Origin of the sequence: Bradyrhizobium sp. HKCCYLRH3073 (assembly GCF_051167995.1) — a bacterium.
Classification (GTDB): Bacteria; Pseudomonadota; Alphaproteobacteria; order Rhizobiales; family Xanthobacteraceae; genus Bradyrhizobium.
Genome location: NZ_JBNPUD010000001.1, coordinates 843,508 through 869,473, shown reverse-complemented (window position 1 = coordinate 869,473; position 25,966 = coordinate 843,508). Strand labels below are relative to the sequence as shown.

General features: G+C 65.7%; 24 protein-coding genes. 14 read left to right on the top strand and 10 right to left on the bottom strand.

What is annotated here, in order from left to right:
* Positions 1-249 precede the first annotated feature (249 nt).
* Genes otnK through ltnD form a run of 3 tightly spaced genes read right to left on the bottom strand, consistent with a single transcriptional unit; the run spans position 250 to position 3,243 of the window.
* Positions 250-1,527 carry a 3-oxo-tetronate kinase gene (gene otnK, locus ACQR1X_RS03915; protein WP_434898366.1) on the bottom strand — a complete coding sequence of 426 codons (1,278 nt, stop codon included), beginning with the start codon at positions 1,525-1,527 and terminating at the stop codon, positions 250-252.
* Positions 1,524-2,306 carry a 2-oxo-tetronate isomerase gene (gene otnI, locus ACQR1X_RS03910; RefSeq protein WP_434895262.1) on the bottom strand — a complete coding sequence of 261 codons (783 nt, stop codon included), beginning with the start codon at positions 2,304-2,306 and terminating at the stop codon, positions 1,524-1,526. Before otnI ends, otnK begins: the two co-directional genes overlap by 4 nt.
* Before the next feature lie 22 nt (positions 2,307-2,328).
* Positions 2,329-3,243, bottom strand: coding sequence for an L-threonate dehydrogenase (ltnD, locus tag ACQR1X_RS03905; protein ID WP_316239522.1), 915 nt, complete (start codon positions 3,241-3,243; stop codon positions 2,329-2,331).
* Positions 3,244-3,372: 129 nt separating this feature from the next.
* On the opposite strand from ltnD, the gene otnC reads away from it, so the two are divergent.
* From otnC to ACQR1X_RS03875, 6 genes are all read left to right on the top strand, one after another.
* Positions 3,373-4,050: a 3-oxo-tetronate 4-phosphate decarboxylase gene (gene otnC, locus ACQR1X_RS03900; protein WP_316239521.1), complete on the top strand. Its 678-nt coding sequence runs from the start codon at positions 3,373-3,375 to the stop codon at positions 4,048-4,050.
* A gap of 5 nt (positions 4,051-4,055) precedes the next feature.
* On the top strand, positions 4,056-4,268 hold the full coding sequence (locus tag ACQR1X_RS03895) for a hypothetical protein (protein WP_316239520.1): 213 nt from the start codon (positions 4,056-4,058) through the stop codon (positions 4,266-4,268).
* Between the two features lie 511 nt (positions 4,269-4,779).
* Entirely contained in the window at positions 4,780-5,817 is a 1,038-nt protein-coding gene (locus ACQR1X_RS03890; protein WP_315801387.1) for an ABC transporter ATP-binding protein, read from the top strand.
* Positions 5,818-5,850: 33 nt separating this feature from the next.
* Entirely contained in the window at positions 5,851-7,140 is a 1,290-nt protein-coding gene (locus ACQR1X_RS03885) for an ABC transporter substrate-binding protein (RefSeq protein ID WP_434873715.1), read from the top strand.
* Positions 7,141-7,228: 88 nt separating this feature from the next.
* Complete coding sequence (locus tag ACQR1X_RS03880; RefSeq protein ID WP_315801329.1) at positions 7,229-8,164, top strand: ABC transporter permease; 936 nt, start codon at positions 7,229-7,231, stop codon at positions 8,162-8,164.
* A 1-nt stretch (position 8,165) separates the two neighbouring features.
* Positions 8,166-9,068 carry an ABC transporter permease gene (locus ACQR1X_RS03875; RefSeq protein WP_316183452.1) on the top strand — a complete coding sequence of 301 codons (903 nt, stop codon included), beginning with the start codon at positions 8,166-8,168 and terminating at the stop codon, positions 9,066-9,068.
* 429 nt (positions 9,069-9,497) lie between these two features.
* On the opposite strand, the gene ACQR1X_RS03870 is transcribed toward ACQR1X_RS03875, so the two are convergent.
* The 6 genes from ACQR1X_RS03870 to ACQR1X_RS03845 form a co-directional block, all read right to left on the bottom strand.
* A complete protein-coding gene (locus ACQR1X_RS03870) occupies positions 9,498-10,202 on the bottom strand; it encodes an ABC transporter ATP-binding protein (RefSeq protein ID WP_316239519.1) in 705 nt (234 codons plus the stop codon).
* Entirely contained in the window at positions 10,186-10,917 is a 732-nt protein-coding gene (locus tag ACQR1X_RS03865) for an ABC transporter ATP-binding protein (protein WP_434898365.1), read from the bottom strand. Before ACQR1X_RS03865 ends, ACQR1X_RS03870 begins: the two co-directional genes overlap by 17 nt.
* Positions 10,914-11,918, bottom strand: a complete 1,005-nt coding sequence (locus tag ACQR1X_RS03860; protein WP_434898364.1) for a branched-chain amino acid ABC transporter permease — start codon at positions 11,916-11,918, stop codon at positions 10,914-10,916. Before ACQR1X_RS03860 ends, ACQR1X_RS03865 begins: the two co-directional genes overlap by 4 nt.
* Positions 11,918-12,796, bottom strand: coding sequence for a branched-chain amino acid ABC transporter permease (locus tag ACQR1X_RS03855; RefSeq protein WP_434840165.1), 879 nt, complete (start codon positions 12,794-12,796; stop codon positions 11,918-11,920). The genes ACQR1X_RS03860 and ACQR1X_RS03855 overlap by 1 nt, the downstream gene beginning before the upstream one ends.
* Positions 12,797-12,989: 193 nt before the next feature.
* Complete coding sequence (locus tag ACQR1X_RS03850) at positions 12,990-14,234, bottom strand: ABC transporter substrate-binding protein (protein WP_434898363.1); 1,245 nt, start codon at positions 14,232-14,234, stop codon at positions 12,990-12,992.
* A gap of 96 nt (positions 14,235-14,330) precedes the next feature.
* Positions 14,331-15,149 (bottom strand): putative hydro-lyase, encoded by an 819-nt coding sequence (locus ACQR1X_RS03845; RefSeq protein WP_434898362.1) that lies wholly within the window; start codon positions 15,147-15,149, stop codon positions 14,331-14,333.
* 113 nt (positions 15,150-15,262) lie between these two features.
* On the opposite strand from ACQR1X_RS03845, the gene ACQR1X_RS03840 reads away from it, so the two are divergent.
* From ACQR1X_RS03840 to ACQR1X_RS03830, 3 genes are all read left to right on the top strand, one after another.
* On the top strand, positions 15,263-16,225 hold the full coding sequence (locus ACQR1X_RS03840; RefSeq protein ID WP_434882619.1) for a LysR family transcriptional regulator: 963 nt from the start codon (positions 15,263-15,265) through the stop codon (positions 16,223-16,225).
* Complete coding sequence (locus tag ACQR1X_RS03835) at positions 16,222-17,472, top strand: Zn-dependent hydrolase (RefSeq protein ID WP_434898361.1); 1,251 nt, start codon at positions 16,222-16,224, stop codon at positions 17,470-17,472. Before ACQR1X_RS03840 ends, ACQR1X_RS03835 begins: the two co-directional genes overlap by 4 nt.
* Before the next feature lie 218 nt (positions 17,473-17,690).
* A complete protein-coding gene (locus ACQR1X_RS03830) occupies positions 17,691-18,602 on the top strand; it encodes an NAD(P)-dependent oxidoreductase (RefSeq protein WP_434898360.1) in 912 nt (303 codons plus the stop codon).
* Between the two features lie 404 nt (positions 18,603-19,006).
* On the opposite strand, the gene ACQR1X_RS03825 is transcribed toward ACQR1X_RS03830, so the two are convergent.
* Complete coding sequence (locus ACQR1X_RS03825) at positions 19,007-20,080, bottom strand: tartrate dehydrogenase (protein WP_316183460.1); 1,074 nt, start codon at positions 20,078-20,080, stop codon at positions 19,007-19,009.
* 168 nt (positions 20,081-20,248) lie between these two features.
* Between ACQR1X_RS03825 and ACQR1X_RS03820 the strand changes: the two genes are divergently transcribed.
* The 5 genes from ACQR1X_RS03820 (at position 20,249) to ACQR1X_RS03800 (ending at position 25,684) form a co-directional block, all read left to right on the top strand.
* Entirely contained in the window at positions 20,249-21,025 is a 777-nt protein-coding gene (locus tag ACQR1X_RS03820) for an SDR family oxidoreductase (protein WP_316183461.1), read from the top strand.
* Between the two features lie 79 nt (positions 21,026-21,104).
* Positions 21,105-22,526 (top strand): amidase, encoded by a 1,422-nt coding sequence (locus ACQR1X_RS03815; protein WP_316183462.1) that lies wholly within the window; start codon positions 21,105-21,107, stop codon positions 22,524-22,526.
* A gap of 399 nt (positions 22,527-22,925) precedes the next feature.
* Entirely contained in the window at positions 22,926-24,248 is a 1,323-nt protein-coding gene (locus ACQR1X_RS03810; protein ID WP_434898359.1) for an MFS transporter, read from the top strand.
* A gap of 26 nt (positions 24,249-24,274) precedes the next feature.
* Entirely contained in the window at positions 24,275-24,937 is a 663-nt protein-coding gene (locus ACQR1X_RS03805; protein ID WP_434898358.1) for a sulfite oxidase-like oxidoreductase, read from the top strand.
* 381 nt (positions 24,938-25,318) lie between these two features.
* On the top strand, positions 25,319-25,684 hold the full coding sequence (locus tag ACQR1X_RS03800) for a hypothetical protein (protein ID WP_434898357.1): 366 nt from the start codon (positions 25,319-25,321) through the stop codon (positions 25,682-25,684).
* Positions 25,685-25,966 lie beyond the last annotated feature (282 nt).

Genomic DNA, 25,966 nt, shown 5'->3' with positions numbered 1-25,966 from the left:
ACGCGTCACGCGACGGTCCGTACTGGAGGTATAGCGGTGAGGTCCCTAGAGACCGTTAATTTACGGGAGTTATCGGGCATTACACGCAAAAAACATCTGCTTTTTCTGTGTGCGCCCCGATGCTTACGGCGGCACGACGGCGCTGCCGCGCCGAGCGACGGCTCACAAACTAAGCAGATGATGTAATCGGCACCGAGGCCCTGCGCGTCGTTCCAGAATCCGGCACACGCTCACGCAGCCGATGCGCAGCTAGCGCATCAGCCCGAGCGCATCGGCGAAAAACTGCGGACCGCCGAAATTGCCGGACTTCAGCGCCAGCAGCATGTCGCCCGCCTCGGCGCCGATCGCGCGAAGCACCGGCACGCCGGCCGCGATCTCCGGACCGACCAGGAAGCCGGGAATCCTGAGCCTGTCGACGACGGCGCCGGAGGTCTCGCCACCGGCGACGATCAACCGCCGCACGCCGGCCTGGATCAGCCCCGCGGCCAGATCGGCCATTGCCTGCTCGATCGCGTGCCCCGCCGCCTCGCGGCCGTGCCTGGATTGCAGCGCGCTGACCTGATCCGGCGTCGCACTGGAGGCGATCAGCACGGGTCCCTTGGCGACGCGCTCACGCGCCCAGGCGAGCGCTCGCCGCGCCTCGTCCGGGCCTGCGACCAGGCCCGCCGCATCGAGATGCAGCACCGGGATGATGGTCTCGGCCTGCGCGATCTGCTGCAAGGTCGCCTGCGAGCAACTGCCGGCGAGGCAGGCGGCCAGGCCGCCGACGGGGGCATCGGCGTGATGCGCCAAGCCGTGGGAATGAACCTGCCCGGTCTCGACCAGCGCGCGTGCCAGCCCGAGCCCGATGCCGGACGCGCCGACGGAGACCCGGCTCTTCAAGGCGGCCGCACCGATCGCGGTCAGGTCGGCATCGAAGACGGCGTCGACGATCGCCGCGCCCATGCCCTGCCCGGCCAGCTCCTGCAGCCGGCGGCCGATCGCCTCGGGCCCGTGCACGACGGCGGCGAGATCGACCAGGCCGATTTTCCGCCGGCTCTGGCGCGCCAGCACGCGTACCAGGTTGGCGTCATGCATCGGGTTGAGCGGATGGTCCTTGAGCGGGCTCTCGTTGAGCGGCACGGAGCCGACGAACAGGTTGCCCTGATAGACGGTCCGCTTCGTCTCCGGGAAAGCCGGCGTCACCAGCACGATCGCGTCACCGGCATCGCCGGCGAGCGCATCCATGACAGGGCCGATGTTGCCGGCGTCGGTGGAGTCGAACGTCGAGCAGATCTTGAACAGCACGTGGTCAGCGCCCCGAGCGCGCAGCCATGTATCGGCCTCGCGTGAGCGGGCCACGGCGAGCGACGCCTCGATCGAGCGGCTCTTCAGCGAGACGACGACGGCATCGACCTCCGGCAGCGTGAGGTCATCAGCCGGCACGCCGATGGTCTGCACCGTGCGCAGGCCGGCGCGGGTCAGGGTATTGGCGAGGTCGGAGGCGCCGGTGTAGTCGTCGGCGATGCAGCCGAGCTTCAAGGTCACGGCTTCACTCCCTTGTAGGGCGCGAACCAGCCGAGCCCGTCCTCGGTGCGGCCGCGCGGATTGTACTCGCAGCCGACGAAGCCGGCATAGCCGAGCCGGTCGAGCTCGGCGAACAGGAACGGATAGTTGAGCTCCTCGCTGTCAGGCTCGTTGCGCGAGGGAATGCTGGCGATCTGGATGTGGCCGATGATGTCCATCATCTCGCGCAGCCGCATCGTGACGTCGCCGTGGATGATCTGGCAGTGATAGATGTCGAACTGCAGCTTGAGATTGGGAATCTTCAGCTCGCGGATGAGATCGCGGGCGAAGCCGAAATCGTTGAGGAAGTAGCCGGGCACGTTGCGCGAATTGATCGGCTCGATCACGACATCGAGCCCGTGGGGCGCGAAGAACTCCGCCGCCCAGGCGACCGACTTGGTGTACGCCTCCACGGCTTTCGCATCATGACGATCGGCAAGGCCGGCCATCAGATGCAGCCGCTTCACGCCGGTGGCCTTGGCGTAAGGCAGCGCCGTCTCGAGGCTCGCCTTGAGATCATCGAAACGGTGCGGCAGTGCGGCAAAGCCCTTCTCGCCGGCATCCCAATTGCCGGGCGGCAGGTTGAACAGCGCCTGCGTCAGGCCGTTGTCATCAAGCCGCTTGCCGACCTCCTCGGCCGGATGATCATAGGGAAACAGGAATTCCACCGCGGTGAAGCCGGCCTTGGCGGCCGCCGCAAAGCGATCGAGGAACGGATGCTCGGTGAACATCATCGAGAGATTGGCGGCGAAGCGGGGCATGGTGCGAGAACTCGTCGTGCTGTTACTTGGAGGAGCCCGGCAATTTCGTGCCGGTAACCTGCGCATACATCCGCGCCACAGAGGCGTCGTCGTCGCGGCCCATGCCGGCGGCCGCCGTCATCAGGAACATCTGCAGCGCAGCCGCCGAGACCGGGACCGGGAAGCGGTGGTTGCGCGCCATGTCCTGGATGATGCCGAGATCCTTGACGAAGATCTCGACCGCGCTGCGCGGCGTGTAGTCGCCGTCGAGCACATGCGGCATGCGGTTCTCGAACATCCAGGAATTGCCGGCCGAGGCGGTGATGACCTCATAGACCTTGCGGATATCGAGCCCCTGCTTGGCGGCGAAGGCGATGGCCTCGCTGGCAGCGGCGATGTGCACGCCGGCGAGCAGCTGGTTGATCATCTTGAACGCGGCGCCCTGCCCCGGGGCATCGCCGAGCTCGTAGAGCTTGGCCGCCATCGCATCGAGCGCCGGCCGCGCCTTGGCAAACGCAGCCGCGCTGCCCGAGGCCAGGATCGTCAGCTCACCTTGCGCGGCGCGCTGCGCGCCGCCGGAGATCGGCGCGTCGAGGTAGTGCCGGCCGGTGGCTTCGAGCTGCTTCGCCAGCCGCCGCGCGACGTCGGGATCCATGGTCGCGGAGGAGACGAAGACGGCCTCCTTCGGCATGGTCTCAGCCGCGCCGCCAGGACCAAAAAGAATGGCCTCCGTCTGTGCCGCATTGACAACGACGCTGACCACGATGTCGGCGCCAGCGGCCGCCTCGGCCGGGCTCTTGGCGCCCTTGCCGCCCTCGGCGACGAACCGCGCCACCGCATCCGCCGAGACGTCGCAGCCGGTCACCGCGAAGCCGGCACGCTTCAGCGAGGTCGCCATGCCATATCCCATCGAGCCGAGCCCGATCACGGCGACGTTCAATTGCGATGACGACGGCATGTGGCAGATCCCTGAAGCGTTTCCCGGAGACGTCCGGTTGCCCCGGACTGCACTCTGGGTATCACGGCTTGGCCGCGTTGCCAAAGCGTGAGACAAAGCGGCAAAACAGCGACATGCGAGGAAAGACCAGTGGCGGAAACTGCGATTCGCGAGGCCATCTGCCGGTTCGGTCGCTCGCTGTTCGAGCGCGGGCTGACGCCGGGATCGTCCGGCAACATCAGCGTGCGGCTCGATGATGGCGGCTGGCTGGTGACGCCGACCAATGCCTCGCTCGGCTTCCTCGATCCGGCCCGCCTGTCGCGGCTCGATGCGCGCGGCGATCTGGTCTCGGGCGATGCGCCGACCAAGGAGGTGCCGCTGCACACGGCGCTGTACCAGACGCGCGACGCGGCGCGCGCCGTCGTGCACCTGCACTCGACGCATTCGGTCGCGATCTCGATGCTGCCGGAGATCGATCCGCGCGCCGCGCTGCCGCCGCTGACACCTTATTACTTGATGCGCTGCGGCCAGACCGCGCTGGTGCCCTATCATCGTCCCGGCGATCCCGCGGTCGCCGATGCCATCAAGGGTCTCGCCGGCAAATACGCCTCCGTGCTGCTCGCCAATCACGGGCCCGTCGTGTCCGGTGACACGCTGGAAGCCGCCGTGTTCGCGATGGAGGAGCTCGAGGAGACCGCAAAGCTCTATCTGTTGCTGCGCGGGCTCAACCCGCGTCATCTGTCGCCGCAGCAGGTCGACGATCTGGTCAAAGTGTTCGGCCTCACCCTGCCTCACAGCGATCATCACACTGATCCCACCGGCGGATGATGGGCATGCACTATTTCGCAACAACGCCGGCCGAGATCGATGCCGCGGTCCGGGTGCTCTACGAGGAGGCCCGCTTCTATCGCTGGTTTCCGATCGCAGCCGACTCCTATGACGCGTTCGCCGCCTCTGATCCGATCGCGGCCAGCGAGCTGCGCGGCATCGCCGAGCGCATGCTGGTGGCCGCCGCGCAGGCCAGATCGCGGGCACGGCGGGTCTAGCGTCCCGTCAACCCGGCTTGCATACGGCGGAGCCTGCGCCGCCTTGTCGCTCATCAAGCTGCCTTGCCTCAGGAGGACAACGATGCCTAATATTCGGGCAAAGTGCGGCTGCGGCAGCCATCAGGGATGGATCGGTCGAACAAGGACGGCACCGGCAGCCCATCACTGCCGTGGCGCGAGGATGCGCCCCGCTCGTCCACCATCGATTGCAGCCCCTTCGTACGGCACGCCCCGAGCCACGAAAGGACAGGGCAAAATGCTTCCACATCGGCGTGGGCGCGGCTGTTTGACCGGATCGGCGGCGGATCTGAGCGGGCTGACGCCGGGACCGCGGATTGCCCTTTCGAGCGTTGCATACACATCTCCCCCAACGCGCAATCGTCCCGGGCTGCGCCGCCCCCCGCGGCGGCCCTTGGCATATCCGTTGCAGACGTCAGACGGGTCGGATCGCGGCCGCGCGACGGAGCGAGCTGCGATCATGACCGATAAGGGACAGGGCGACGGAGGGCGGATGGCGGCGGGCGCGAGCTTGGAACTGGTGAAGGTGACGAAGATGTACGGTCACGTCACCGCCGTGGACGCAATCGACCTGCGGATTCCCGCCGGCTCCTATTGCTGCCTGCTCGGCCCGTCCGGCTGCGGCAAAACCTCCACCCTGCGCATGATCGCCGGCCATGAATCGGCGACATCGGGCGACATCATCGTCGGCGCCAGGAACGTCACCGAGCTGCCGCCCGCCGGGCGCGGCACGGCGATGATGTTCCAGTCCTACGCGCTGTTTCCGCATCTCTCTGTGATCGACAACGTCGCGTTCGCGCTGAAGATGAAAGGCGTCTCCAAGCCCGAGCGCCACGCCAAGGCACGCGAGCTGCTCGAGCTCGTCGACATGCAGGGCTATGCCGGCCGCCTGCCGGCGCAGCTCTCCGGCGGCCAGCAGCAGCGCGTGGCGCTGGCCCGCGCGCTGATCACCTCGCCGCAAATTCTCCTGCTCGACGAGCCGCTGTCGGCGCTCGACCCCTTCCTGCGCCTGCGCATGCGCGCCGAGCTGAAGCGGCTGCAACGCGAGCTCGGCCTCACCTTCGTCCACGTCACCCACGGCCAGGACGAGGCCATGGCGCTGTCCGACCTCGTGGTGCTGATGAATGGCGGCCGCATCGAGCAGCAGGGCAGCCCGCGCGAGATCTTCAATCACCCGCGCACCGAGTTCGCCGCCCGCTTCATCGGCGGCCACAACGTGATTCCGCTGAACGGCGAGACCTTCGCCGTGCGTGTCGACCGCATCCAGCTCAAGGCGCCGAATGCCGCGGTCGACGGTCCGGCCGTGTCGGGCACGATCAGCAAGATCGAATATCAGGGCACCTATGTGCTGGTCGCGGTCGCCACCGACGGTGGCCCCGAGATCTCGGCGCAGCTCAGCGACGATCAGTTCGATGCACAGACCCACGTGATCGGCGAGCGCGTCGTCGTGACCTGGAATCCGGCGCTCGCCGATGCCCTGACTTCCCGCCCCGCCGCAACAGCCACGCCGGCTGCCGAGCTGGTCGCCTGATTTCGTTTGCCTGCTTTTCCCAAGGAGATGATCATGACCGATCGATCGAAGACAACATCCATCAGCCGCCGTTCGCTGCTCAAGGGCGCGGCGGGCGTCGCCGGTCTCGCCGGCTCGGGCACGCTGCTCAGCGCGCCCTACGTCCACGCCGCCGATGCCAAGGTACTGCGCTATCTCGGCACCGCGGTGAACGAGGGCGACGAGATCTCCAAGAAGTGCCTCGCCGACACCGGCATCAAGATCGAATACATCACGGCGACCACCGACGACGTCACCAAGCGCGTCATCACCCAGCCGAACTCGTTCGACGTGCTCGACACCGAGTATTTCTCGCTCAAGAAGCTGGTGCCGTCGGGCAATATCTTTCCGCTCGATGCGCGCAAGATCAAGGAGTTCGACAACATCACGCCGGTGTTCACCAAGGGCGAGCTGCCCAACGGCAAGAAGATTGGCGGCCAGGGCACCGCGCCGTGGAAGGTGCTGTATCTCGACGGGCCGAACTCCAAGACCTTCTCGGCGACGCCGACCGAATGGGTCACGCTGATCCCGACCGTGTACAACGCCGACACGCTCGGCATCCGCCCCGACCTGATCAAGCGCCCGATCAACTCCTGGGCCGAGCTGCTCAACCCCGAATTCAAGGGCAAGGCCTCGATCCTCAACATCCCGTCGATCGGCATCATGGACGCCGCCCTCGTCGTCGAGGCGACCGGCCAGTACAAATATGCCGACAAGGGCAACATGACCAAGGCCGAGATCGACCTGACCATGAAGGTGCTGACCGAGGCCAAGAAGGCCGGCCAGTTCCGCGCGTTCTGGAAGGACTTCAACGAGTCCGTCAACCTGATGGCCTCGGGCGAAACCGTGATCCAGTCGATGTGGTCACCCGCTGTGACCAAGGTGCGCTCGATGGGCATCGCCTGCACCTTCCAGCCGCTGAAGGAAGGCTATCGCTCCTGGGCCTCGGGCTTCTGCGTCTCCAAGGCGGTGGCCGGCGGACCGAAGCTCGACTGGGCCTATGAGTTCGTCAACTGGTATCTGTCCGGCTGGGCCGGCGCCTATCTCAACCGCCAGGGCTACTACTCGGCCGTGCTCTCCACCGCCAAGGCCAATATGACCGAGGACGAGTGGGGCTACTGGATGGAAGGCAAGCCGGCCAAGAGCGACATCAAGGCCCCGGACGGCACGCTGATGGAGAAGGCCGGCGCCGTGCGCGACGGCGGCTCCTACGACGACCGCATGGGCGCCGTCGTCTGCTGGAACGCCGTCATGGACGAGAACGACTACATGGTCCGCAAGTGGAACGAGTTCATCGCCGCCTGATGTGACGTCGAATACTGCCGCGCCCATGATATCGTGGGCGCGGCAGGCTTTCTAAGCGCTCATTCGCGACCGGACGACAGGTATCCCCGTGGCCGTGACGATCGACAACTCGCCCGACACCGTAGCGCCCGCGGAGAGCGCCTTGCGCAAGATCACCATGCGCTCGATCGCCTGGCTGCAGGCCGGCCCGATGATGCTGGTGTTTGCGCTGTTCTTCCTGCTGCCGCTCGTGCTCGTTGTCGTCGTCAGCGCCTGGGACTACAACGAATACGAGATGATCCCGGCGTTCAGCTTCCGCGGCTACACCGACACCTTCGAGGGCTGCGTCGCCAACCTGCCCGAGCTGTGCACGATCCTGAAGACCTATCTCAAGACGCTGAAGCTCTGCCTGCTGACCTGGGGCCTGACCTTGATGATCGGCTTCTGGGTCGCCTATTTCCTTGCCTTCCACGTCCGCAGCAAGACCTGGCAGATCGTGCTGTCGCTGTTGTGCACGATCCCGTTCTGGACCTCCAACGTGATCCGGATGATCGCCTGGATTCCCCTGCTCGGCCGCAACGGCCTCGTCAACCAGGGGCTGATCGGCGCCGGCGTGGTCAACAAGCCGGTCGAATGGCTGCTGTTCTCGGAATTCTCGGTGGTGCTGGCGCTGGTGCACCTGTTCACCTTCTTCATGGTGGTGCCGATCTTCAATTCGATGATCCGCATTGACAAGCGCCTGATCGAGGCCGCCTATGACGCCGGTGCGTCGGGCTGGCAGACGCTGGTCAACATCATCATTCCCCTGGCGAAGCCCGGCATCGTGATCGGCTCGATCTTCGTCATCACCATCGTGATGGGCGACTTCGTCACCATCGGCGTTATGGGCGGCCAGCAGATCGCCTCCGCCGGCAAGATCATCGAGTCCCGGCTGTCGGCGCTGCAATTCCCGGCCGCCGCGGCCAATGCCGTGATCCTGCTCGGCATCACCATCATCATCATCTCCGCACTGACGCGGATCGTCGACGTGCGCAAGGAGCTCTGAGATGGGAGACAAGCGCCCCCGCTCCTTCTACATCCTCGCCGCGTTTTTTTCGGCCTACGTGCTGTTCCTGTACGGGCCGATGATCGCGATCTACATCCTGTCGTTCCAGGGACCGGACGGCGGCCTGACGTTTCCGATGAACGGCGTGTCGCTGACCTGGTTCGGCAAGGTGTTTTCCGGCGGCGGCATCGTCGACATAGGCGCCGCGTTCAAGCGCTCGCTGGCGCTCGGCCTCGTCGTGATGGTCATCACCGTGGTGCTGTCGGTCGCCGCCGGCATGGCGTTCCGCAAGCCGTTCCGCGGCGCATCGGTGCTGTTTTACACCGCGATCGCCAGCCTGATCATGCCGTCGATCATCACCTCGCTCGGCATCGCGCTGGAGTTCCGGCTGATCGACGACTTCGTCAACAAGCACGGCGCCGACTTTGGCCTGGGCTGGCTCGCCGATGGCTACACCACCGCCATGGGCCTGTTCACCTCGGGCTTAGGTGCGCATCTCACCTGGACCCTGCCGTTCGGCCTGCTGATCATGTTCGCGATCTTCAACCGCTTCGACGGCCGTCTGGAGGAAGCCGCCCGCGACCTCGGCGCCACGCCCTGGCAGACTTTCCGCCACGTCGTGCTGCCGATCATCCTGCCGAGCGTGGTCGGCATCGGCCTGTTCGGCTTCACCTTGTCCTGGGACGAGCTCGCACGTTCGAGCCAGGCGATCGGCTCGGTGAACACGCTGCCGCTGGAGTTGCAGGGCCTGACGACGACGGTGACCAAGCCCGACATCTACGCGCTGGGCACGCTGACCTCGGCGGTGTCGTTCGTGGTGATCTTCGCGGCATTGTCGGTGATTCTGGTGCTGCAGGCGCGGCAGCGCCGGCAGGGCTCGGATGCCGGCAAGGGGATGGTGTAGGAGTTCAGCGCCGAAAAGCAGTCACGATCGAACTCATCGTGGCAAAGCTTGACAACAAGCAGCGAGCGCGGTGCCTGTGAATGCGCCCTCGCCCCTTGTAGGAGAGGGCATATAGGACAGCGCAGCAAGCTCGGTTGGGTGAGGGGTTTTTCTCTATGAGCGACACTCGCGGAGAGATACCCCTCACCCAACCGCGTACGTGGATGGGCCGTACATGCCCTCTCCCACAAGGGGCGAGGGCGCTGTATCTCGCAGCGCCGTCGTCTCGCGACTTTGCTCGGTGCGTAGGGTGGGCAAAGGCGCGCCAAAGTCTCCGATGATTTACGACGCCATCTCCCGCGCCGTGCCCACCGTCTTTCCTCATCGGCACCGCTGGTGGGCACGCGCCGCCTGACGGCGTCGCTTTGCCCACCCTACGAGGTCATTGCCTCACAACCCCAGATACGCCTTCCGCACATCCTTGTTGCCGCTGATCTCCGCTGATGTCCCCTGCATCAGCACGCGACCCGTCTGCAGGATGTAGGCCCGATCTGCGATCTCCAGGCATTCCGCCATGCGCTGCTCGACGATGAGCACCGTCATGCCGGCGTCGCGGATGCGCTTGACGGCCTGGAAGATCTCGTCGACCAGCTTCGGCATGATGCCCTGCGACGGCTCGTCGAGCATCAGGAGCCGCGGCCGGGTCATCAGCGCGCGGCCGATCGCCAGCATCTGCTGCTCGCCGCCGGACAGGGTCTCGGCGCGCTGCTCGAGCCGCTCGGAGAGCCGCGGAAACAGTGTGAACACGAAGTCGAGCGGCTCCTCGCGGTTGGCTTCGCTGCGATAGAGATAGCTGCCCAGCCGAAGATTGTCGCGCACCGAGAGCCGCGGGAACAGCCGGCGGTTCTCCGGCACATAGGCGATGCCGCGTGCCGTGATCAGATGCTGCGCCATGCCGTCGATGCGGTTGCCGTCGAAGGTCACGCTTCCCGCGCGCGGCCGCTCGGCGCCGGCGATGGATTTCAACAAGGTCGACTTGCCCGCGCCATTGGCGCCGGCGACGCAGACGATCTCGCCCTTCTCGACGTCGATCGAGACATTCGAGATCGCAACCAGGCCCTGATAGGCGGTGGTGACGTCACGCACCGACAGCATGGCGGTCTCCAAGATAGGCGGAAATGACTTTGGGATCGCGGACGACGTCCTTGGGCTTGCCTTCGATCAGCACCTTGCCGAGGTCGAGCACGATGGCGCGGTCGACCAGCGGCATCACGATCTCCATGACATGCTCGACCATCAGCACGGTGATGCCGGTGTCGCGCACGCGGCGCACGAGCTCGACGCCCTTCTGGGATTCGACCGGCGTCAGGCCGGTCAGCACCTCGTCCAGTAGCAGCAGCTTCGGCTCGGTCGCGAGCGCGCGCGCCACCTCCAACCGCCGCTTCTCCGAGGGCACGAGGTCGCTGGCGAGCACGTCGGCGCGCGCATCGAGCCCGCAGAACGCCAGCACCTCATGCGCCTTGCGGCGGGCGTCGCGCATATTGGTGGTGCGCACCAGGGAGCCGACGATGACGTTCTCGATCACCGTCATGCTCTCAAAACTCTTCACGACCTGGAAGGTGCGGCCGATACCGCGCTGGCAGCGCTCGGCGGCCGGCAGCGCCGTGACGTCCTCGCCGTCGAACAGGATCTGGCCTTCGGTCGGCTTGAACGCGCCGGCGATCAGGTTGAACAGGGTCGACTTGCCGGCGCCGTTCGGCCCGATCAGGCCGACGATCTCGCCGCGCCCGACCGAGATCGAAACGTCGGAGTTCGCCGTCAGGCCGGAGAAGCGCTGGGTGATGTTGCGGGTTTCCAACAGCGCGGTCATGACGCCACCGCCTCTCTGACCGGCTGGGCAGCCGGCTTCGGCTTGCGGGAGAACAGGCTGACGAGTCCTTGCGGCCGGGCGAGCGAGATCGCGATGATCAGGCCGCCATAGACGATCAGGTCGACACCGCGGCCGGAGCCGCCGATATAGGAGCGCGTCAGCTCGGTCAGCGGGATCAGGATGACGGCGCCGAGCATCGGGCCCCAGAGGGTGCCGATGCCGCCGAGCACGGCGGGCAGCGCCATCAGAAGCGAGAACTGGAAGCCCATCACGCTCTCAGGGTCGATGTAGGAGACGAACTGCGCGTAGAAGCTGCCGCCGATCGCGACCAGGAAGGCGGAGACGGCCGCGGCGCCCATCTTGGAGTTGAAGACGTCGACGCCGAGGCTTTCGGCTGCGACAGGATTGTCCTTCACCGCGCGCCACCAGTAGCCCCACTTCGAATCCTCCAGCCACCAGGTGACGAACCAGGCGACGCAGGCCAGCGCGAGCGCGAAGTAGAAGTACGGCAGCTTGGAGCGGGTGAACTGGAACGTCAGCCAGGAGTCGCGCCGCACGGGAATGTCGATGCCGAGCGCGGCCCCTGCAAAATCCCAGTTCTGGAACAAGAGCAGCGTGATCTCGGCGATGACGATGGTGGCGATGACGAAGTAATGGCCGCCGAGCCGGAAGCAGGGATAGCCGAGCGCCATCGCGATGACGGCGGAGATCAGACCGCCGGCGAGCATGCCGAACCAGGGCAGCACGCCGAACTTGGTGAACAGGATCGCGGTCGTGTAAGCGCCGAGCCCGAAATACAGCGCATGCCCGAGCGAGATCTGGCCGCAATAGCCGGACAGGATGTTCCAGCTCTGCGACAGCGCCGCATACATCAGGGTCAGCACCATGATGTTCTGGACGTAGACGTCCTTGACGAAGAACGGCACGGCTGCGGCGATCGCCGCAAGGAACGCGGCGAGGACGAGATCGCGCCGGCGACGTTGGATGAATGCCTTGTCCATCAGATCGATCCGAACAGGCCGCGCGGGCGAATGAAGACGACGAGGAGATAGACGCCGTAGATGCCGACGGTCTTCAGCGACGGCGGCAGGATCAAGGTGGTCATGGCCTCGACCAGACCGACCACGATGCCGCCGGCGAACGCGCCGAACACGCTGCCGAAGCCGCCGAGCGCCACCGTCACATAGGCGATGGTCGCGAACGACGCGCCGACGTCGGGGAAGACATAGAAGAAGATCGACATGACCGCACCCGCGAGTCCGACCAGCGCCGCGCCAAGGCCCCAGCCGAGCGCGAACACCTTGTTCTTGTCGATGCCGACCAGCGCCACCGCGCCGGCATCCTCCCGGGTCGCCTCAAGCGCGCGGCCGAAATCGGTGCGGTGGATGAAGAAATACAGGCCGGCAAAGGCCGCGATCGCAATGAGAGCACCGACCAGCTGCGGCTGCGGAAGGTAGATGCCGGCGATCGAGATCGTCTTGCCGCCCAGCCATGAGTGCGGAATGCTGCGATAGTCCGGGGTGAAGAAATACTGCGCGACGCCGCGCATCAGGACGGCGAGACCGAAGGTGGAGAAGATCTGCACCATGCCGGTGTTGGCCTTGGCCCGGACAGCAAATCTGACGATCAGGAGATAGACGACCGCGCCGAAGACGAACAAGGCGGCGGCGACCAATGGCGCCGACAGCAACGGGTCGAGCGCGAAATAGGCGAACAGGAAGAAGCTCGCATACATCGCGATCATCAGGAACTCGCCATGCGCGAAGTTCACGACGTCCATCAGGCCGAAGATGAGCGCCAGCCCCACGGCGATCAGGCCGTAGAGCAGGCCCATGAGCAGGCCGCTGGCGAGACTTTGGATGATTGTTTCTGCTGTCACAGATCTTGCCCCACTCTCGATGTGACTCGGGGTGTCGTCCTGGCGAACGCCAGGACCCATAACCACCACTGTTTGTGTGGGGCACGACGACAGCCGATCATCGTCCAACCACGGCCTCGGCGTATGGGTCCCAGGTCGGCGCCGCCACGCGCTGGTGCGCATCGCGGCTTGCCCGGGACGACATCCGAGTTGATTACTTCATCGGCCAGCTGGCTTCCGCCACGGCGGCCTGGGCCGGGAAAATCGTGACGAACTTGCCGCCGACATATTGCAGCAGCACCGGATCGGCGTCGTTGTTCTGGCCGTTCTCGTCGAACTTCACCCGCTTCCACGGCATGATGGTCGCCTCGCCCGGCATGTCGGTGGCGGCGAGCGCGTCGCGGATCTTCTCGCCGTCGGTCGACTTGGCGCGGTTGATGGCATCCGCCATCACGATCAGGCCCATGAACTGGCGCGACGAGTAGTCGTTGAAGTCCTTGCCCGACTTCGCCTTGAACATGTCGTTGATCTTGCCGACCATCGGCCGCTTGGCGGCGAGGTCGAGCGAGAACGAGCCGCGCGAGATCACGCCTTCGAGCTTGTCGCCGACCGCGTCATACAGCGCCTTCTCGGAGAAGCCGGCGTCCTGCGCGACGATCGCATTCGGCTTGTAGCCGAGCTCGGCCATGGTCTTGACCAGCAGGATGCCGTCGGTGGTGTAGCTCGACGGCATCAGCACGTCGGCGTTGGCGGCCTTCAGCTGCTGCACCTCGGCCGACAGCGACGGCGAGTTGGCGCGGTACTTGATGTCCGCGACGACCTTGTAGCCGCGCTCCTGGGCGAGCTTGAGCTGGGCGTTGCTCGAATCGGTGCCGAAGATGGTGTCCTCGTGGAACAGCGCGAGCGTGTCGATCTTGGTGCCCTTCTTCTTCATCATGTCGAAGAAATCGAACATCGCCTGCGAGAACATCTCGTCATGCGGCGCGGCGCGGAAATAATACTTCAGGCCGCGGCGATGCAGGCTCGGCGAGGAGTTGTCGGCGGAGAGATACGGGATCTGGTAGCGCTCGCAGATCTGGCTCGCGGTCACCGCGACGGCGCTCTGATACGAGCCGATGACGGCGGCGACCTTCTCCTGGGTGATCAGGCGCTCGGCCTCGGCGCGGCCCTTCTGCGGGTCGGCCTGGTGGTCGGCGAACACCAGCTTGATCTTGGCGCCACCGAGGCCCGGCAGCCCTTCGGTGCGCGCGAGCGGCAGGTCGTAATCATACTTGCCGTTGATGATCTCGGCCGCCGTCTCGAACGCGCGCTGCGCGTCGACGCCGATCTGCGCACTGGCGCCGGAGAACGGATAGATGACGCCGATCTTCACTTCCGAGGTCTGGGCGCGGGCGGCGATCGGGCCGAGCGCGGCGGCAGCGGTGGCTCCAAGCAGGACGTTTCGGCGCGTGATGGTCATGGCAAGATCCTCTGATGAAAGCGCATCGATGAAGCGGATGAGGTCGGTGGTAAAGGCTCAATAAGCAGCAAGACTGCCTGATTAAAGGCTGCCTGATTAGAGGACGGCGAGATCCTTGTTCCTGAGATCGGTGATCAGCATCAGCCCCGGCGCGTGGGTGATGGCGAAGGGCAGCTTGGCCGCGGCGATGACCGCCTGCGGCGTCACCCCGCAGGCCCAGAAAACGGGAATTTCGTCTGAGCCGACCGGCACCGGATCGCCGTAGTCCGGCTTGGTGATATCGGCGATGCCGATCTGTTCGGGAAGACCGAGATGCACCGGCGCGCCGTGCACGGCCGGAAAGCGCGTCGTGATCTGCACGGCGCGGATCGCCTGCGCCGGCTTGAACGGACGCATCGACACCACCATCGGTCCCGCAAACGGCCCGGACGGCGTGCAGGCAATGTTGGTGCGATACATCGGCACGCGACAGCCCTGCTCGATATGGCGGATCGGCAGGCCGTCGGCCATCAGCGCTTCCTCGAAGGAGAACGAGCAGCCCAGCACGAAGGTGACGAGGTCGTCGCGCCAATGCGACATCAGGTCGGTCGGCTCCTCCACCATCTCGCCGTCGCGCCAGACGCGGTAGCGCGGCACGTCGGTGCGGATGTCGAGATCGGCCCCGAGTGCCGGAATATGAGGATTGCCCGGATCGGACATGCCGATGATCGGGCACGGCTTCGGATTGAGCTGGCAGAACCGGTGGAAGGCGCCGGCGTACTGCTCGGGCAGGATCGCCAGATTGCCCTGCACGAAGCCATTGGCGACGCCGGCGGTGCTCCAGCCCTTGCCGGTGCGATAGTCCAGGCGGGCCTGATGGCTCGGGAGAAGGTCTGTCTCGCCCGCTGATTGCTGCAATGCCGCAGAAACAGTCATTTGTGCCACTTGCCTAATATCTCGACAAACTCACTGAACATCAGCCATGCTATAAAGTCTAATCTTCGTTTTTAATCAGGATCGATAAAACAAATTGATCCGAGCGGGGCGCGATGTTGGATTTCCGTTCCATCGAGACCTTTCTCTGGGTGGTGAAGCTCGGCAGCTTCCGCGGCGCGGCGCAGCGCCTGAACACCACCCAGCCGGCCATCTCCCAGCGCATCGCCCAGCTCGAGCGCGAGCTCGGCGTCAAGCTGCTCAACCGCGATCATCGCGTGGCGTCGCCGACGGCCAGCGGACGGCAGATGCTGGTCTATGCCGAGAAGCTGATCGGCCTGCGCGCGGAAATGCTGGCCGAGGTCGGCGACCGCTCGGCGATGCGCGGCGTGCTCCGGCTCGGCGTGGCCGAGACCATCGTGCACGACTGGCTGCCGCGGCTGATCAAGAGCGTCAACGAGAGCTATCCGAACCTGTCGCTGGAGATCGAGGTCGACGTCACGCCGAACCTGCACGCGCGCCTGCTCGCGCAGGAGATCGAGCTCGCCTTTGCGCTGGGCGCGCCGTCCGAGTCCGGCATCCGCAGCCGCGTGCTGTGCGACTATCCGATCAGCTTCCTGGCGAGCCCTGCCCTCGGCTTCGGCACGGGCGTGGTCACCGCCGAGCAGATGGCACGCTTTCCGATCATCACCTTCCCGCGCAACACCCAGCCCTATGACAATGTGCGCTCGCTGTTCAATCGCCCGCATCTGCCGCCGATGCGGCTGCACGCCAGCGCGTCGCTGGCGACGGTGATCCACATGGCGGTCGAGGGTCTCGGCGTCGCCGTCATTCCCGCGGCGATCGTGGCGCATGAGATCGAGCGCGGCCGGCTGCAGGAGCTGAAGACGGACTTGCGGATTCCGCCGCTGACCTTCACCGCGAGCTGGCTGTCATCTCCCGAGATGGTCGCGATCGAGCGCGTCGCAGAGCTCGCAGCCCGGACGGCGCAGACGGCCAGCCATCCCTCCGCATCGGTTGACGCGCTCGCCGCGGCGGGCGATGGACAGGATGCCGGAGTACAGGGAATTCAAGCATGAGCCGCGCCGTCACCAATCTGCAGATCGATTCCGCCCGCCTCTGGGACAGCATCCACGAGACCGCCAGGTTCGGCGCGACGCCGAAGGGCGGCGTGCGCCGGCTGACCCTGAGCCAGGAGGACAAGCAGGTCCGCGACTGGTTCCGCAAGGCCTGCGAGGACGCCGGGCTCGAGGTGCATGTCGACACGCTCGGCTCGATGTTCGCCCTTCGCAAGGGGCGCGACATGTCGAAGGCCCCGATCGGGCTCGGCTCGCATCTCGACACCCAGCCGACCGGCGGCAAGTTCGACGGCATTCTGGGCACGCTTGGCGCGCTGGAAGTGATCCGCACGCTCAACGATGCCGGCATCGAGACCGACGCGCCGCTGTGCATCGTCAACTGGACCAACGAGGAGGGATCGCGGTTCGCGCCAGCGATGATGGCATCCGCTGCCTATGTCGGCGACTTCACCGTCGAGGACATCCTGTCGCGCAGGGATGCCGAGGGCACGACGGTCGGCGCGGCGCTGGACGGCATCGGCTATCGCGGTGAGACCAAGGTCGGTACGCAGAAATTCTCCGGGTTCGTCGAGCTGCATATCGAGCAGGGCCCGATTCTCGAAGCCGAGAACAAGACCATCGGCGTGGTCGATCACGGCCAGGGCGTGTTCTGGTACGACGGCAAGGTCACGGGCTTCGAGAGCCACGCCGGCTCGACCCCGATGCCGCTGCGCCGCGACGCACTGCTGGCGCTGTCGGAGTTCGCGCTGACCCTGGAGCAGATCGCGATCAGGCTCGGGCCGAACGCGGTCGCCACCATCGGCGAGGCCGTCATCGCCAATCCCTCGCGCAACGTCATCCCCGGCGAGATCGCCTTCACCATCGATTGCCGCAGCGCCAATGCCGACACCTTGGAGGCACTCGATGCCAGCCTGCGCGCGGCTGCGGGCGAGATTTCGAAGAAGCGCAAGGTCGAGATCGCGATCGACCAGGTCTGGCGCAAGCCGCCGACCCATTTCGATCCCAAGCTGGTCGACGCCGTCGAGCGCGCCGCCGGCACGCTCGGCTACGCGCACCGCCGCATCACCTCCGGCGCCGGCCACGACGCCTGCAACCTCAACACCATCATGCCGGCCGCCATGGTGTTCGTCCCCTGCAAGGACGGCATCAGCCACAACGAGCTCGAGGACGCCACCCAATCCGACTGCGCCGCTGGCGCGAATGTGCTGCTGCACACGGTGCTGTCGCTGGCCGGCGTGGCGTCGTGACGGGCTGACGCTCGCGGGCTTGTCTAGGGCCTCATCCTTCGAGACGCCGCTGCGCGGCTCCTCAGGATGAGGGGAGAGTCTTCGATGTCGCTGCTTCCCCTCATGGTGAGGAGCGCCGAAGGCGCGTCTCGAACCATGAGGCCCGAGATGCTTCAAGTTGAACCACATTGAGTTGCCCTGCCCCATCTTGTCTCATCGGGGCTCGTCAGGAGGTATCCGTGCGCGGAGTTTTCATCGACGCCAACGACTCGCTTGCCGAGATCTTCGAGCGGCAGCGCCAGCCAGGCGATCCCGGGATGCGCGTGCATCTCGACCCCGACATCAAGCCGGAGGACTGGCCGGCGATCCTCGACGGCGCCGAGATCGGCGTGGTCGATCACACCGCGCTCCCGACCGCCGTCGCGAGGCAATGCAAGGGGCTCAAGCACGTCGTCTTCCTGGGCACCGGCGCACGTAGCTACATGAACCCGGAGGAGCTCGCCGAGCTCGGCATCACCGTGCATCTGATCAAGGGCTACGGCGACACCGCGGTTGCCGAAGCCGCCATCGCGCTGATGTGGGCCTCTGCCCGCGGCATCGCACAGATGGACCGCGAGATGCGCGCCGGCAACTGGCTGCGTGACGACGGCATGCAGCTCACCGGCAAGACGCTCGGCCTGATCGGCTTCGGCGGCATCGCCGCGGAAGTCGCGCGCATCGCTTCGGGCAGCGGCATGAAGGTGATCGCCTGGAACCGCTCGCCGAAGAGCCATCCCGGTGTGGAGTTCGTCGAACTCGAGACGCTGCTCCAGAACAGCCACGTCGTCTCGCTACATCTCCTGCTCAACGACGAGACCCGCGGCTTCCTGTCGCGCGAGCGCATCGCGCAGATGCGCCCCGGCGTGATCTTCGTCAACACCGCCCGCGCGGCAATCGTCGACGAGACCGCGATGATCGACGCCCTCCGCTCCGGCCACATCCGCCACGCCGGCCTCGACGTCTTCAACACCGAGCCGCTGCCCGCCGGTCACGTGCTGACCACGATCCCCAACGTGACGCTGTCCGCGCACTCGGCGTTCCGCACGCCGGAAGCGAGCGAGAATCTGATCCACGCCGCGTGGGAGCACTGCCGCCGCGTGGCGAAGTCGTAGTTGTGAACGCATAGGGTAGGCAAAGCAGCAGCCGCCAGGCGGCAGCGTGCCCACCGTCGATCAGCGCGGCCGCGGCAAGACGGTGGGCACGGCGCCACCGCGACTTCGTATGGAGATGCAGGCCGCGCCTTTGCCCACCCTACGGCTCTCTCCGTCATTGCGCGCGAAGCGACGCAATCCAGAGTCCCGCGACGGCCCTGGATTGCTTCGTCGCTGCGCTCCTCGCAATGGCGGCTTGTTGCACGAGCTATCACTCCAACCACCGCTGTCGTCCCGGCGAAAGCCGGGACCCATACCGCGTGATCTATCAGTAGCGAACGGTGGCAGACGCCTTGCTCAATAACAACGGCCGGTGGTTATGGGCCCCGGCCTTCGCCGGGGCGACAATAATCAGCGGCGCCTAACTAATCCACCATCTCCGCAACGGCCTTGCCGCACGCCTCGGTATCAGCATTCCCGCCCAGATCCCGCGTGCGCAACGTCCGTTCCGCCAGCGTCCGCTCGATGGCGCCGACGATCGCCTGTGCGGCCTGCTTCTCGCCGAGATGCTCCAGCATCATCGCGCCCGACCAGATCATGCCGATCGGGTTGGCGATCCCCTGCCCCGCGATATCAGGCGCCGAGCCGTGCACCGGCTCGAACACCGACGGGAAGTTGCGCTCCGGATTGATGTTGCCCGACGGCGCGATGCCGATGGTGCCGGTGCAGGCAGGTCCCAGATCGGACAGGATGTCGCCGAACAGATTGGAGCCGACGACGACGTCGAACCAGTCCGGATGCAGCACGAAATTCGCGGTGAGGATGTCGATGTGGTACTTGTCCCACTTCACGCCCGGATAGTTCCTGGCCATCGCCTCGACGCGCTCGTCCCAATACGGCATCGTGATCGAGATGCCGTTCGACTTGGTGGCCGAGGTCAGGTGCTTCTTCGGCCGCGACTGCGCCAGCTCGAAAGCGAATTTGAGGATGCGGTCGACGCCGGTGCGGGTCATCACCGTCTGCTGCGTGACGAACTCGCGGTCGGTGTCAGGAAACATGCGGCCGCCGACCGACGAATACTCGCCCTCGGTGTTCTCGCGGACCACCCAGAAATCGATGTCGCCCGGCTTGCGGTTCGCCAGCGGGCACGGCACGCCGGGCATCAAGCGCACGGGGCGCAGGTTGACGTACTGATCGAACTCACGGCGGAACTTGATCAGCGAACCCCACAGCGAGACGTGGTCGGCGATCTTGGCCGGCCAGCCGACGGCACCGAAATAGATCGCGTCATGGCTGCCGATCTGCGTCTTCCAGTCGTCCGGCATCATCTGGCCGTGCTTCTCGTAATAGTCGTAGCTCGAGAAGTCGAAATGATCGAACTGCACCGCGACGCCGTGCTTCTTGGCGGCCGCCTCGATCACGCGAATGCCCTCGGGCATGACCTCCTTGCCGATGCCGTCGCCGGGAATGACTGCGATGCGATAGGGCTTCTTGCTCATCGAGCGGATCCTTGCGTGTTGCGCCGTGTTCCGGCTGAAATCGTCGATCGCCTGAATGGACCAAACGACCGGGAAGCGCAACGCTGCGGTGCGGGATTGACCGCATGGCTGACGCGCAAGACAATCGCACAAGACAATCCGGTCTCCTCCCCTTCAGCGAGAGTGTCCATGGATCTTCACCTGCGCGGCAAGCGCGTTCTCATCACCGGCGCCTCCAAGGGCATCGGCGCCGCGGCGGCCGAAGCGTTCGCCGAGGAAGGCTGCCACGTCCGGCTCGCGGCGCGCAGCGCCGACCGGCTGTCGGCGCTGGCCGAGCAGCTCCGCTCGAAGCACCAGATCGATGCGGCCGCGCATGTGGTCGACCTGCGCAAATCCGAGGATGTCACGCGGCTCGCTCAGGAGGCCGCGGACATCGACATCCTCGTCAACAATGCCGGCGACATTCCGGGCGGGCCGATCGACAAGCTCGACGAGGCGACGTGGCGGCACGCCTGGGACCTCAAGGTGTTCGGCTTCATCAACCTGACGCGCCTTGTCTATGCTGACATGAAGGCGCGCGGCGCGGGCGTCATCATCAACGACATCGGCGCGGCCGGCGAGAAGTTCGACTTCAACTACATCTGCGGCAGCGCCGGCAACGCCGCGCTGATGGCCTTCACCCGCGCGCTCGGCTCCAAGAGCCTCGCCGACAATATCCGCGTGGTCGGCATCAATCCGGGCCCGGTCGGCACCGACCGCCACGTCACTTTGCTGAAGACCCGCGCCAAGCAGCAGTTCGGCGACGAGAGCCGCTACACGGAATTCCAGAAAGGCCTGCCGCTCGGGCGTCCCGCGCATCCACGAGAGATCGCCGACCTGATGGCGTTCCTGGCCTCCGACCGCGCCGGCTATACGTCGGGCGTGATCTATACCGTCGATGGCGGCATCAGTGCAGGGTGGGGTTGATCGCGGCGACCTTTCCACGTCCGGCGAAACATGGTCTACGACACAGCGCCGGGATGCTTCCAATCAGGAGAACCAAGCTTTGGCCGACCAGGGATTGATCCGCGAGACCGCCTGCGCCGTCGTCGACAAGTTGAAGGCCGGCGAGGTCACCCCGCTCGATTGCCTCGATGCATTGGAAGCGCGCATCACGGCCGTCGACGGCAAGGTGAATGCGCTGCCGACGCTGTGCTTCGATCGCGCGCGCGATCACGCCAAGGCGCTGATGCAGAAGAAGGCCTCTGAACGCGGCCTGCTCGCCGGCATGCCCGTGCCGATCAAGGATCTCACCGACGTCCAGGGCGTACTGACCACGCAGGGCTCGCCGATCTTCAAGGACCGGATTCCGGAACACTCCGATCTCCTGGTCGAGCATCTCGAAGCCAATGGCGGCGTGATCTACGCCAAGTCGAACACGCCGGAGTTCGGCGCCGGCGCCAACACCTTCAACGAGGTGTTCGGTGCGACGCGCAATCCCTGGGATACGTCGCGCTCGGCCGCCGGCTCGTCGGGCGGCGCAGCGGTTGCGCTTGCGACCGGCATGGCGTGGCTGGCGCACGGCTCGGACATGGGCGGCTCGCTGCGCAACCCCGCGAGCTTCTGCGGCATCGTCGGCCTGCGCCCGAGCTTCGGCCGCGTCGCGCATACGCCGGCCGTCGCCATCGACCGCAATCTCGGCGTCCAGGGCCCGATGGCCCGCAATGTCGAGGACCTCGCGCTGCTGCTCGACGCGATGAGCGGCGAGCACGCCGCCGACCCGATCTCGCTGCCCTCGCCTGCGACCTCCTTCCTCACCGCGGCCCGCTCCGGCAAGAAGCCGATCCGCGTCGCCTATTCGCCCGATCTCGGCATCACGCCAGTCGACCCCGAAGTGATCGCGGTCACCCGCAAGGCGGCGCAGCGTTTCTCCGAGCTCGGCGTCATCGTCGAGGAGGCGCATCCGGATTTCAGCGAGGCGCATGAATGCTTCCATGTGCTGCGCGCGCTCGACTTCGCGATGAGCAAGCAGGAGCTGCTGCGCACCAAGCGCGACCTGCTCAAGCCCGAAGTGATCTGGAACATCGAGGAAGGGCTGAAGCTCACCGTCGCGCAGATCACCCGCGCCGAAGCGCAGCGCGTGGCGATGACCGCTCGCGCCGTCAAGTTCTTCGAGACCTATGACCTGCTGCTGGCGCCGGCGACCATCGTGCCGCCCTTCCCTGTCGAGAACCGCTACGTCGCCGAATGCGCCGGACAGAAGTTCGACAACTACGTGCAGTGGCTCGGCATCGTCTACGCGATCACGCTCGCCTGCTGCCCGGCGCTGTCGCTGCCATGCGGCTTCACCGCGTCGGGCCTGCCGGTGGGGTTGCAGGTGATCGCGCGGCCGCGCAACGACGCCGGTTTGCTGGCGAGTGCCAAGCTGCTCGAGGACGTGCTGGGAGTCGCCAGCTCCACGCCGATCGATCCGCGCGCGCCGAGGTGAAATGCTCCCCCTCGCCCTGAGGAGCCGCGCAGCGGCGTCTCGAAGGGTGAGGCCCGGGCGCTGGCCTCATGGTTCGAGACGCCCGCCTTCGGCGGGCTCCTCACCATGAGGGTTGAGATTCTCGCTGGCCTGCACAGTTCGCTCTTCCCGGCATGACCTTCCCCCTCACCCTGAGGAGCTCGCCGAAGGCGAGCGTCTCGAAGGGCGAGGCCCCGAACCTTGGCCTGATGGTTCTCCCAGCGAGGCGGAGCAGCGCCCCTCACCATGAGGGCGGCAGTTCTGCTTTGATCGGCCCAGAGTTCCATGCGCTGAACATGGGACCCATGTCCGTTATCGTCTGTTGGCAATCCCTGCGGCTGCCGTAGAAGGGCCGCAAATCACGCTTGCCGGAGACCGGATATGACAGACCAGGCGATCGAGCCTGCCACCGAGACCACGTCGCTCGCCGACGTCGAGCGCCGCATCAAGGCGATCCTGATCGGCTCGGCCGGCAACCTGGTCGAATGGTACGATTTCTATGCCTATACGGCGTTCGCATTGTATTTCGCGCCGGCCTTCTTTCCATCGAAGGACCCGGTGGTCGAGCAGCTCAACGCCGCTGTCGTGTTCGCCGCGACCTTCCTGATGCGCCCGCTCGGCGGCTGGCTGTTCGGCTATCTCGCCGATCACCACGGCCGGCGGCTGTCGCTGACGGTCTCGGTGCTCTGCATGTGCTTCGGCTCGCTGATCATCGCGGTGACGCCGACCTATGCCACCATCGGCATCGCCGCGCCGATCATCCTGGCGCTCGCCCGCGTCATCGAGGGCCTCAGCCTCGGCGGCGAATATGGTGCCAGCGCCACCTATCTGTCCGAGGTCGCCGACGCCAGGCATCGCGGCTTCTATTCGAGCTTCCAATACGTCACGCTGATCGGCGGCCAGCTCACCGCGATCATCGTGCTCCTGCTGTTGCAGAAGGTGTTCCTGACCCCGGACGAATTGCGGGCCTGGGGCTGGCGCATTCCGTTCGCAATCGGTGCCGGCCTCGCGATCTTCGTGGCGGTGATGCGGCGGAACCTGCACGAGACCGAGGCCTTCGTCGAGGCCAAGAAGTCCGTCGGCCCTTCCGGCTCGATCACCGCGCTGTTCAAATATCCGCGGGAGCTCCTGCTGGTGGTCGGCCTGACCGCGGGCGGCACCGCCGCATTCTACACCTTCACCACCTACATGCAGACCTTCGTGAAACTCTCGGTCGGCCTGACAGCGGACCAGACCACGATGGTGATCTTCGGCTCGCTGCTGTTCGCCTGCGTGCTGCAGCCCCTCTATGGGGCGATCTCCGATCGCATCGGCCGCAAGCCGCTGCTGATCTTCTTCGGCGTCGCCGGCACGCTGGCGACGATCCCGATTCTGACCGTGCTGAAGGGCACCAAGGAGCCGTTCACGGCCTTCCTGCTGATCTGCGGCGCCTGGATCTTCACGGCGGGCTACACCTCGATCAACGCGGTGGTGAAGGCCGAGCTGTTTCCGACCAATGTCCGTGCGCTCGGTGTCGGCCTGCCCTACGCGATCACCGTCTCGCTGTTCGGTGGCACCGCGCCGGCGATCGCGCTCTACTTCAAGAGCATTGGGCACGAGACCTGGTTCTATTATTATCTCACCAGCGTGATCTTCCTGTCGCTGCTCATCTATGCGACCATGCGTGACACCAAGCATGCGTCGGCGATGCATCGGCACGAATGAGCAGGACGAACTGACGAGGGGTGCCGATGGCTGACGAGTCCGGGTTGCCGCCAGAGAGCAAGCTGAGCCGAGCCAAGGAGCGCTGGGCGCGCGAAGGCAAGTTCCTGACCGGCCGCATCGTGCGGCCCGACGACCAGCGCCTGCCGCCGGGCCAGCACCTGACCCGCGACTGGCCGGTGCTCGATCTCGGCCTGACGCCGTCGGTCACATCAGAGCGCTGGCGGCTCGACGTCTACGGCGCGGTGGAAAATCCCCTGTTCTGGGACTGGACTGCCTTCCGCGCCCAGGAGCAGCGCCAGTTCACATCCGACATTCACTGCGTGACGACCTGGTCGCGTTACGACAATCGATGGGAAGGGCTTGCGACGCGCGACCTGCTTGCCGCCTGCCGGCCGCGCGACGGCGCTGATTTCGTCGTGCTGCATTCCTACGACGGCTACACGACCAATCTCACGCTGGAGGATTTCGCCGCCGAGGATACGCTGCTCGCGCACAGCTGGTCCGGCGCGCCGCTCACCAGGGAGCACGGCGGCCCGGTGCGGGTCGTGGTGCCGCATCTGTATTTCTGGAAGAGCGCAAAGTGGCTGAAGGCGATCGAGTTTCTCGACTCCGACAAACCCGGCTATTGGGAGGTGCGCGGCTATCACAACCGCGGTGATCCCTGGGCCGAGCAGCGCTATTCGGAGTGATCGGGCTCCGCTCAAGCCAGGCCAAGGGAGCCGTAGGGTGGGCAAAGACGCGAAGCGTCGTGCCCACCCTCGCCCCGCAAAAAAGAAAAGAATGGTGGGCATGCTTCACCATGCGCGACCGAGTTCGTTGCAAATATCCGGGCGCGGCTGCGCGATACAGCGCCCTCTCCCCTTGCGGGAGAGGGCATCTCCGGCCTATCCAATCACTCGATTGGGTGAGGGGTCTCTCTCCGTCGATGCCGTGCTCGCGGACACATACCCCTCGCCCAACCAAGCCTGCCGCTCTTTCCTGCATGCCCTCTCCCACGAGGCGAGAGGACGCGGTCACGACCAGCGGGCTGATGATGTGATCGTCATATCCGAACGTGCCAGAGACACAACATGGAGTTCACCTCAGAAACCGGCAAGATCCCCAAGGGCTATGGCTACCTTCTCAAGCCGAGCGTCATCCTGGCCGCGCTGACCGCAAGAGATCTCGGCGGCATCCGTATCCACCTCGTTCGCAGCCACGGCCGGCGTCTGTTCGACGCGCGATATCGGCCGCCGGACGGCGACATTCCTTATGAGCGTCTCAACATCAAGGTCGGCACCGCGCACGAGCGCGACCTGCCCCCGCTTCGCCGTCGCGCCAAGGACGAGGGCCTTCCCACCCTGGTCCAATGGATTTCCGATCTCGTCGCCCAGGACCTGCCGACGGCAATCCGGCGCGGCGAACAGGAGATCGAGCTGATACCTCAGCGGGAGTGACTGCGGCCTGGCTGGTGAGATCGACCGCGGCCGTTTTCCAATCGCGAACAGACCACCGTCGCAACGAGCCAGCTTGCCAATTAGTTACTCCGTCGTACCCGGGCTTGCCCCGGCCATGACGATGAGGAGACAGGTGAGCGCAAAACTCCGCTCGCGGATAGCCTTGGCACCCGGGCGGTATTGCCGCTATTGCCAAAGCTCGCATCCCAAAACATTCCCCTTGCCAATTTCTGAAAATCGTGATTTACTCCCACCGTCCCGCCTCGTTGCAGAGGGGCGTAT

Excerpts from the sequence above, each read along its gene's own strand:
- otnI (WP_434895262.1), bottom strand. The coding sequence starts at position 2,306 with ATGCCCCGCTTCGCCGCCAATCTCTCGATGATGTTCACCGAGCATCCG.
- ltnD (WP_316239522.1), bottom strand. The coding sequence starts at position 3,243 with ATGCCGTCGTCATCGCAATTGAACGTCGCCGTGATCGGGCTCGGCTCG.
- ACQR1X_RS03895 (WP_316239520.1), top strand. The coding sequence starts at position 4,056 with ATGCACTATTTCGCAACAACGCCGGCCGAGATCGATGCCGCGGTCCGG.
- ACQR1X_RS03890 (WP_315801387.1), top strand. The coding sequence starts at position 4,780 with ATGGCGGCGGGCGCGAGCTTGGAACTGGTGAAGGTGACGAAGATGTAC.
- ACQR1X_RS03885 (WP_434873715.1), top strand. The coding sequence starts at position 5,851 with ATGACCGATCGATCGAAGACAACATCCATCAGCCGCCGTTCGCTGCTC.
- ACQR1X_RS03875 (WP_316183452.1), top strand. The coding sequence starts at position 8,166 with ATGGGAGACAAGCGCCCCCGCTCCTTCTACATCCTCGCCGCGTTTTTT.
- ACQR1X_RS03870 (WP_316239519.1), bottom strand. The coding sequence starts at position 10,202 with ATGCTGTCGGTGCGTGACGTCACCACCGCCTATCAGGGCCTGGTTGCG.
- ACQR1X_RS03865 (WP_434898365.1), bottom strand. The coding sequence starts at position 10,917 with ATGACCGCGCTGTTGGAAACCCGCAACATCACCCAGCGCTTCTCCGGC.
- ACQR1X_RS03860 (WP_434898364.1), bottom strand. The coding sequence starts at position 11,918 with ATGGACAAGGCATTCATCCAACGTCGCCGGCGCGATCTCGTCCTCGCC.
- ACQR1X_RS03850 (WP_434898363.1), bottom strand. The coding sequence starts at position 14,234 with ATGACCATCACGCGCCGAAACGTCCTGCTTGGAGCCACCGCTGCCGCC.
- ACQR1X_RS03845 (WP_434898362.1), bottom strand. The coding sequence starts at position 15,149 with ATGACTGTTTCTGCGGCATTGCAGCAATCAGCGGGCGAGACAGACCTT.
- ACQR1X_RS03840 (WP_434882619.1), top strand. The coding sequence starts at position 15,263 with ATGTTGGATTTCCGTTCCATCGAGACCTTTCTCTGGGTGGTGAAGCTC.
- ACQR1X_RS03835 (WP_434898361.1), top strand. The coding sequence starts at position 16,222 with ATGAGCCGCGCCGTCACCAATCTGCAGATCGATTCCGCCCGCCTCTGG.
- ACQR1X_RS03825 (WP_316183460.1), bottom strand. The coding sequence starts at position 20,080 with ATGAGCAAGAAGCCCTATCGCATCGCAGTCATTCCCGGCGACGGCATC.
- ACQR1X_RS03820 (WP_316183461.1), top strand. The coding sequence starts at position 20,249 with ATGGATCTTCACCTGCGCGGCAAGCGCGTTCTCATCACCGGCGCCTCC.
- ACQR1X_RS03810 (WP_434898359.1), top strand. The coding sequence starts at position 22,926 with ATGACAGACCAGGCGATCGAGCCTGCCACCGAGACCACGTCGCTCGCC.
- ACQR1X_RS03805 (WP_434898358.1), top strand. The coding sequence starts at position 24,275 with ATGGCTGACGAGTCCGGGTTGCCGCCAGAGAGCAAGCTGAGCCGAGCC.
- ACQR1X_RS03800 (WP_434898357.1), top strand. The coding sequence starts at position 25,319 with ATGGAGTTCACCTCAGAAACCGGCAAGATCCCCAAGGGCTATGGCTAC.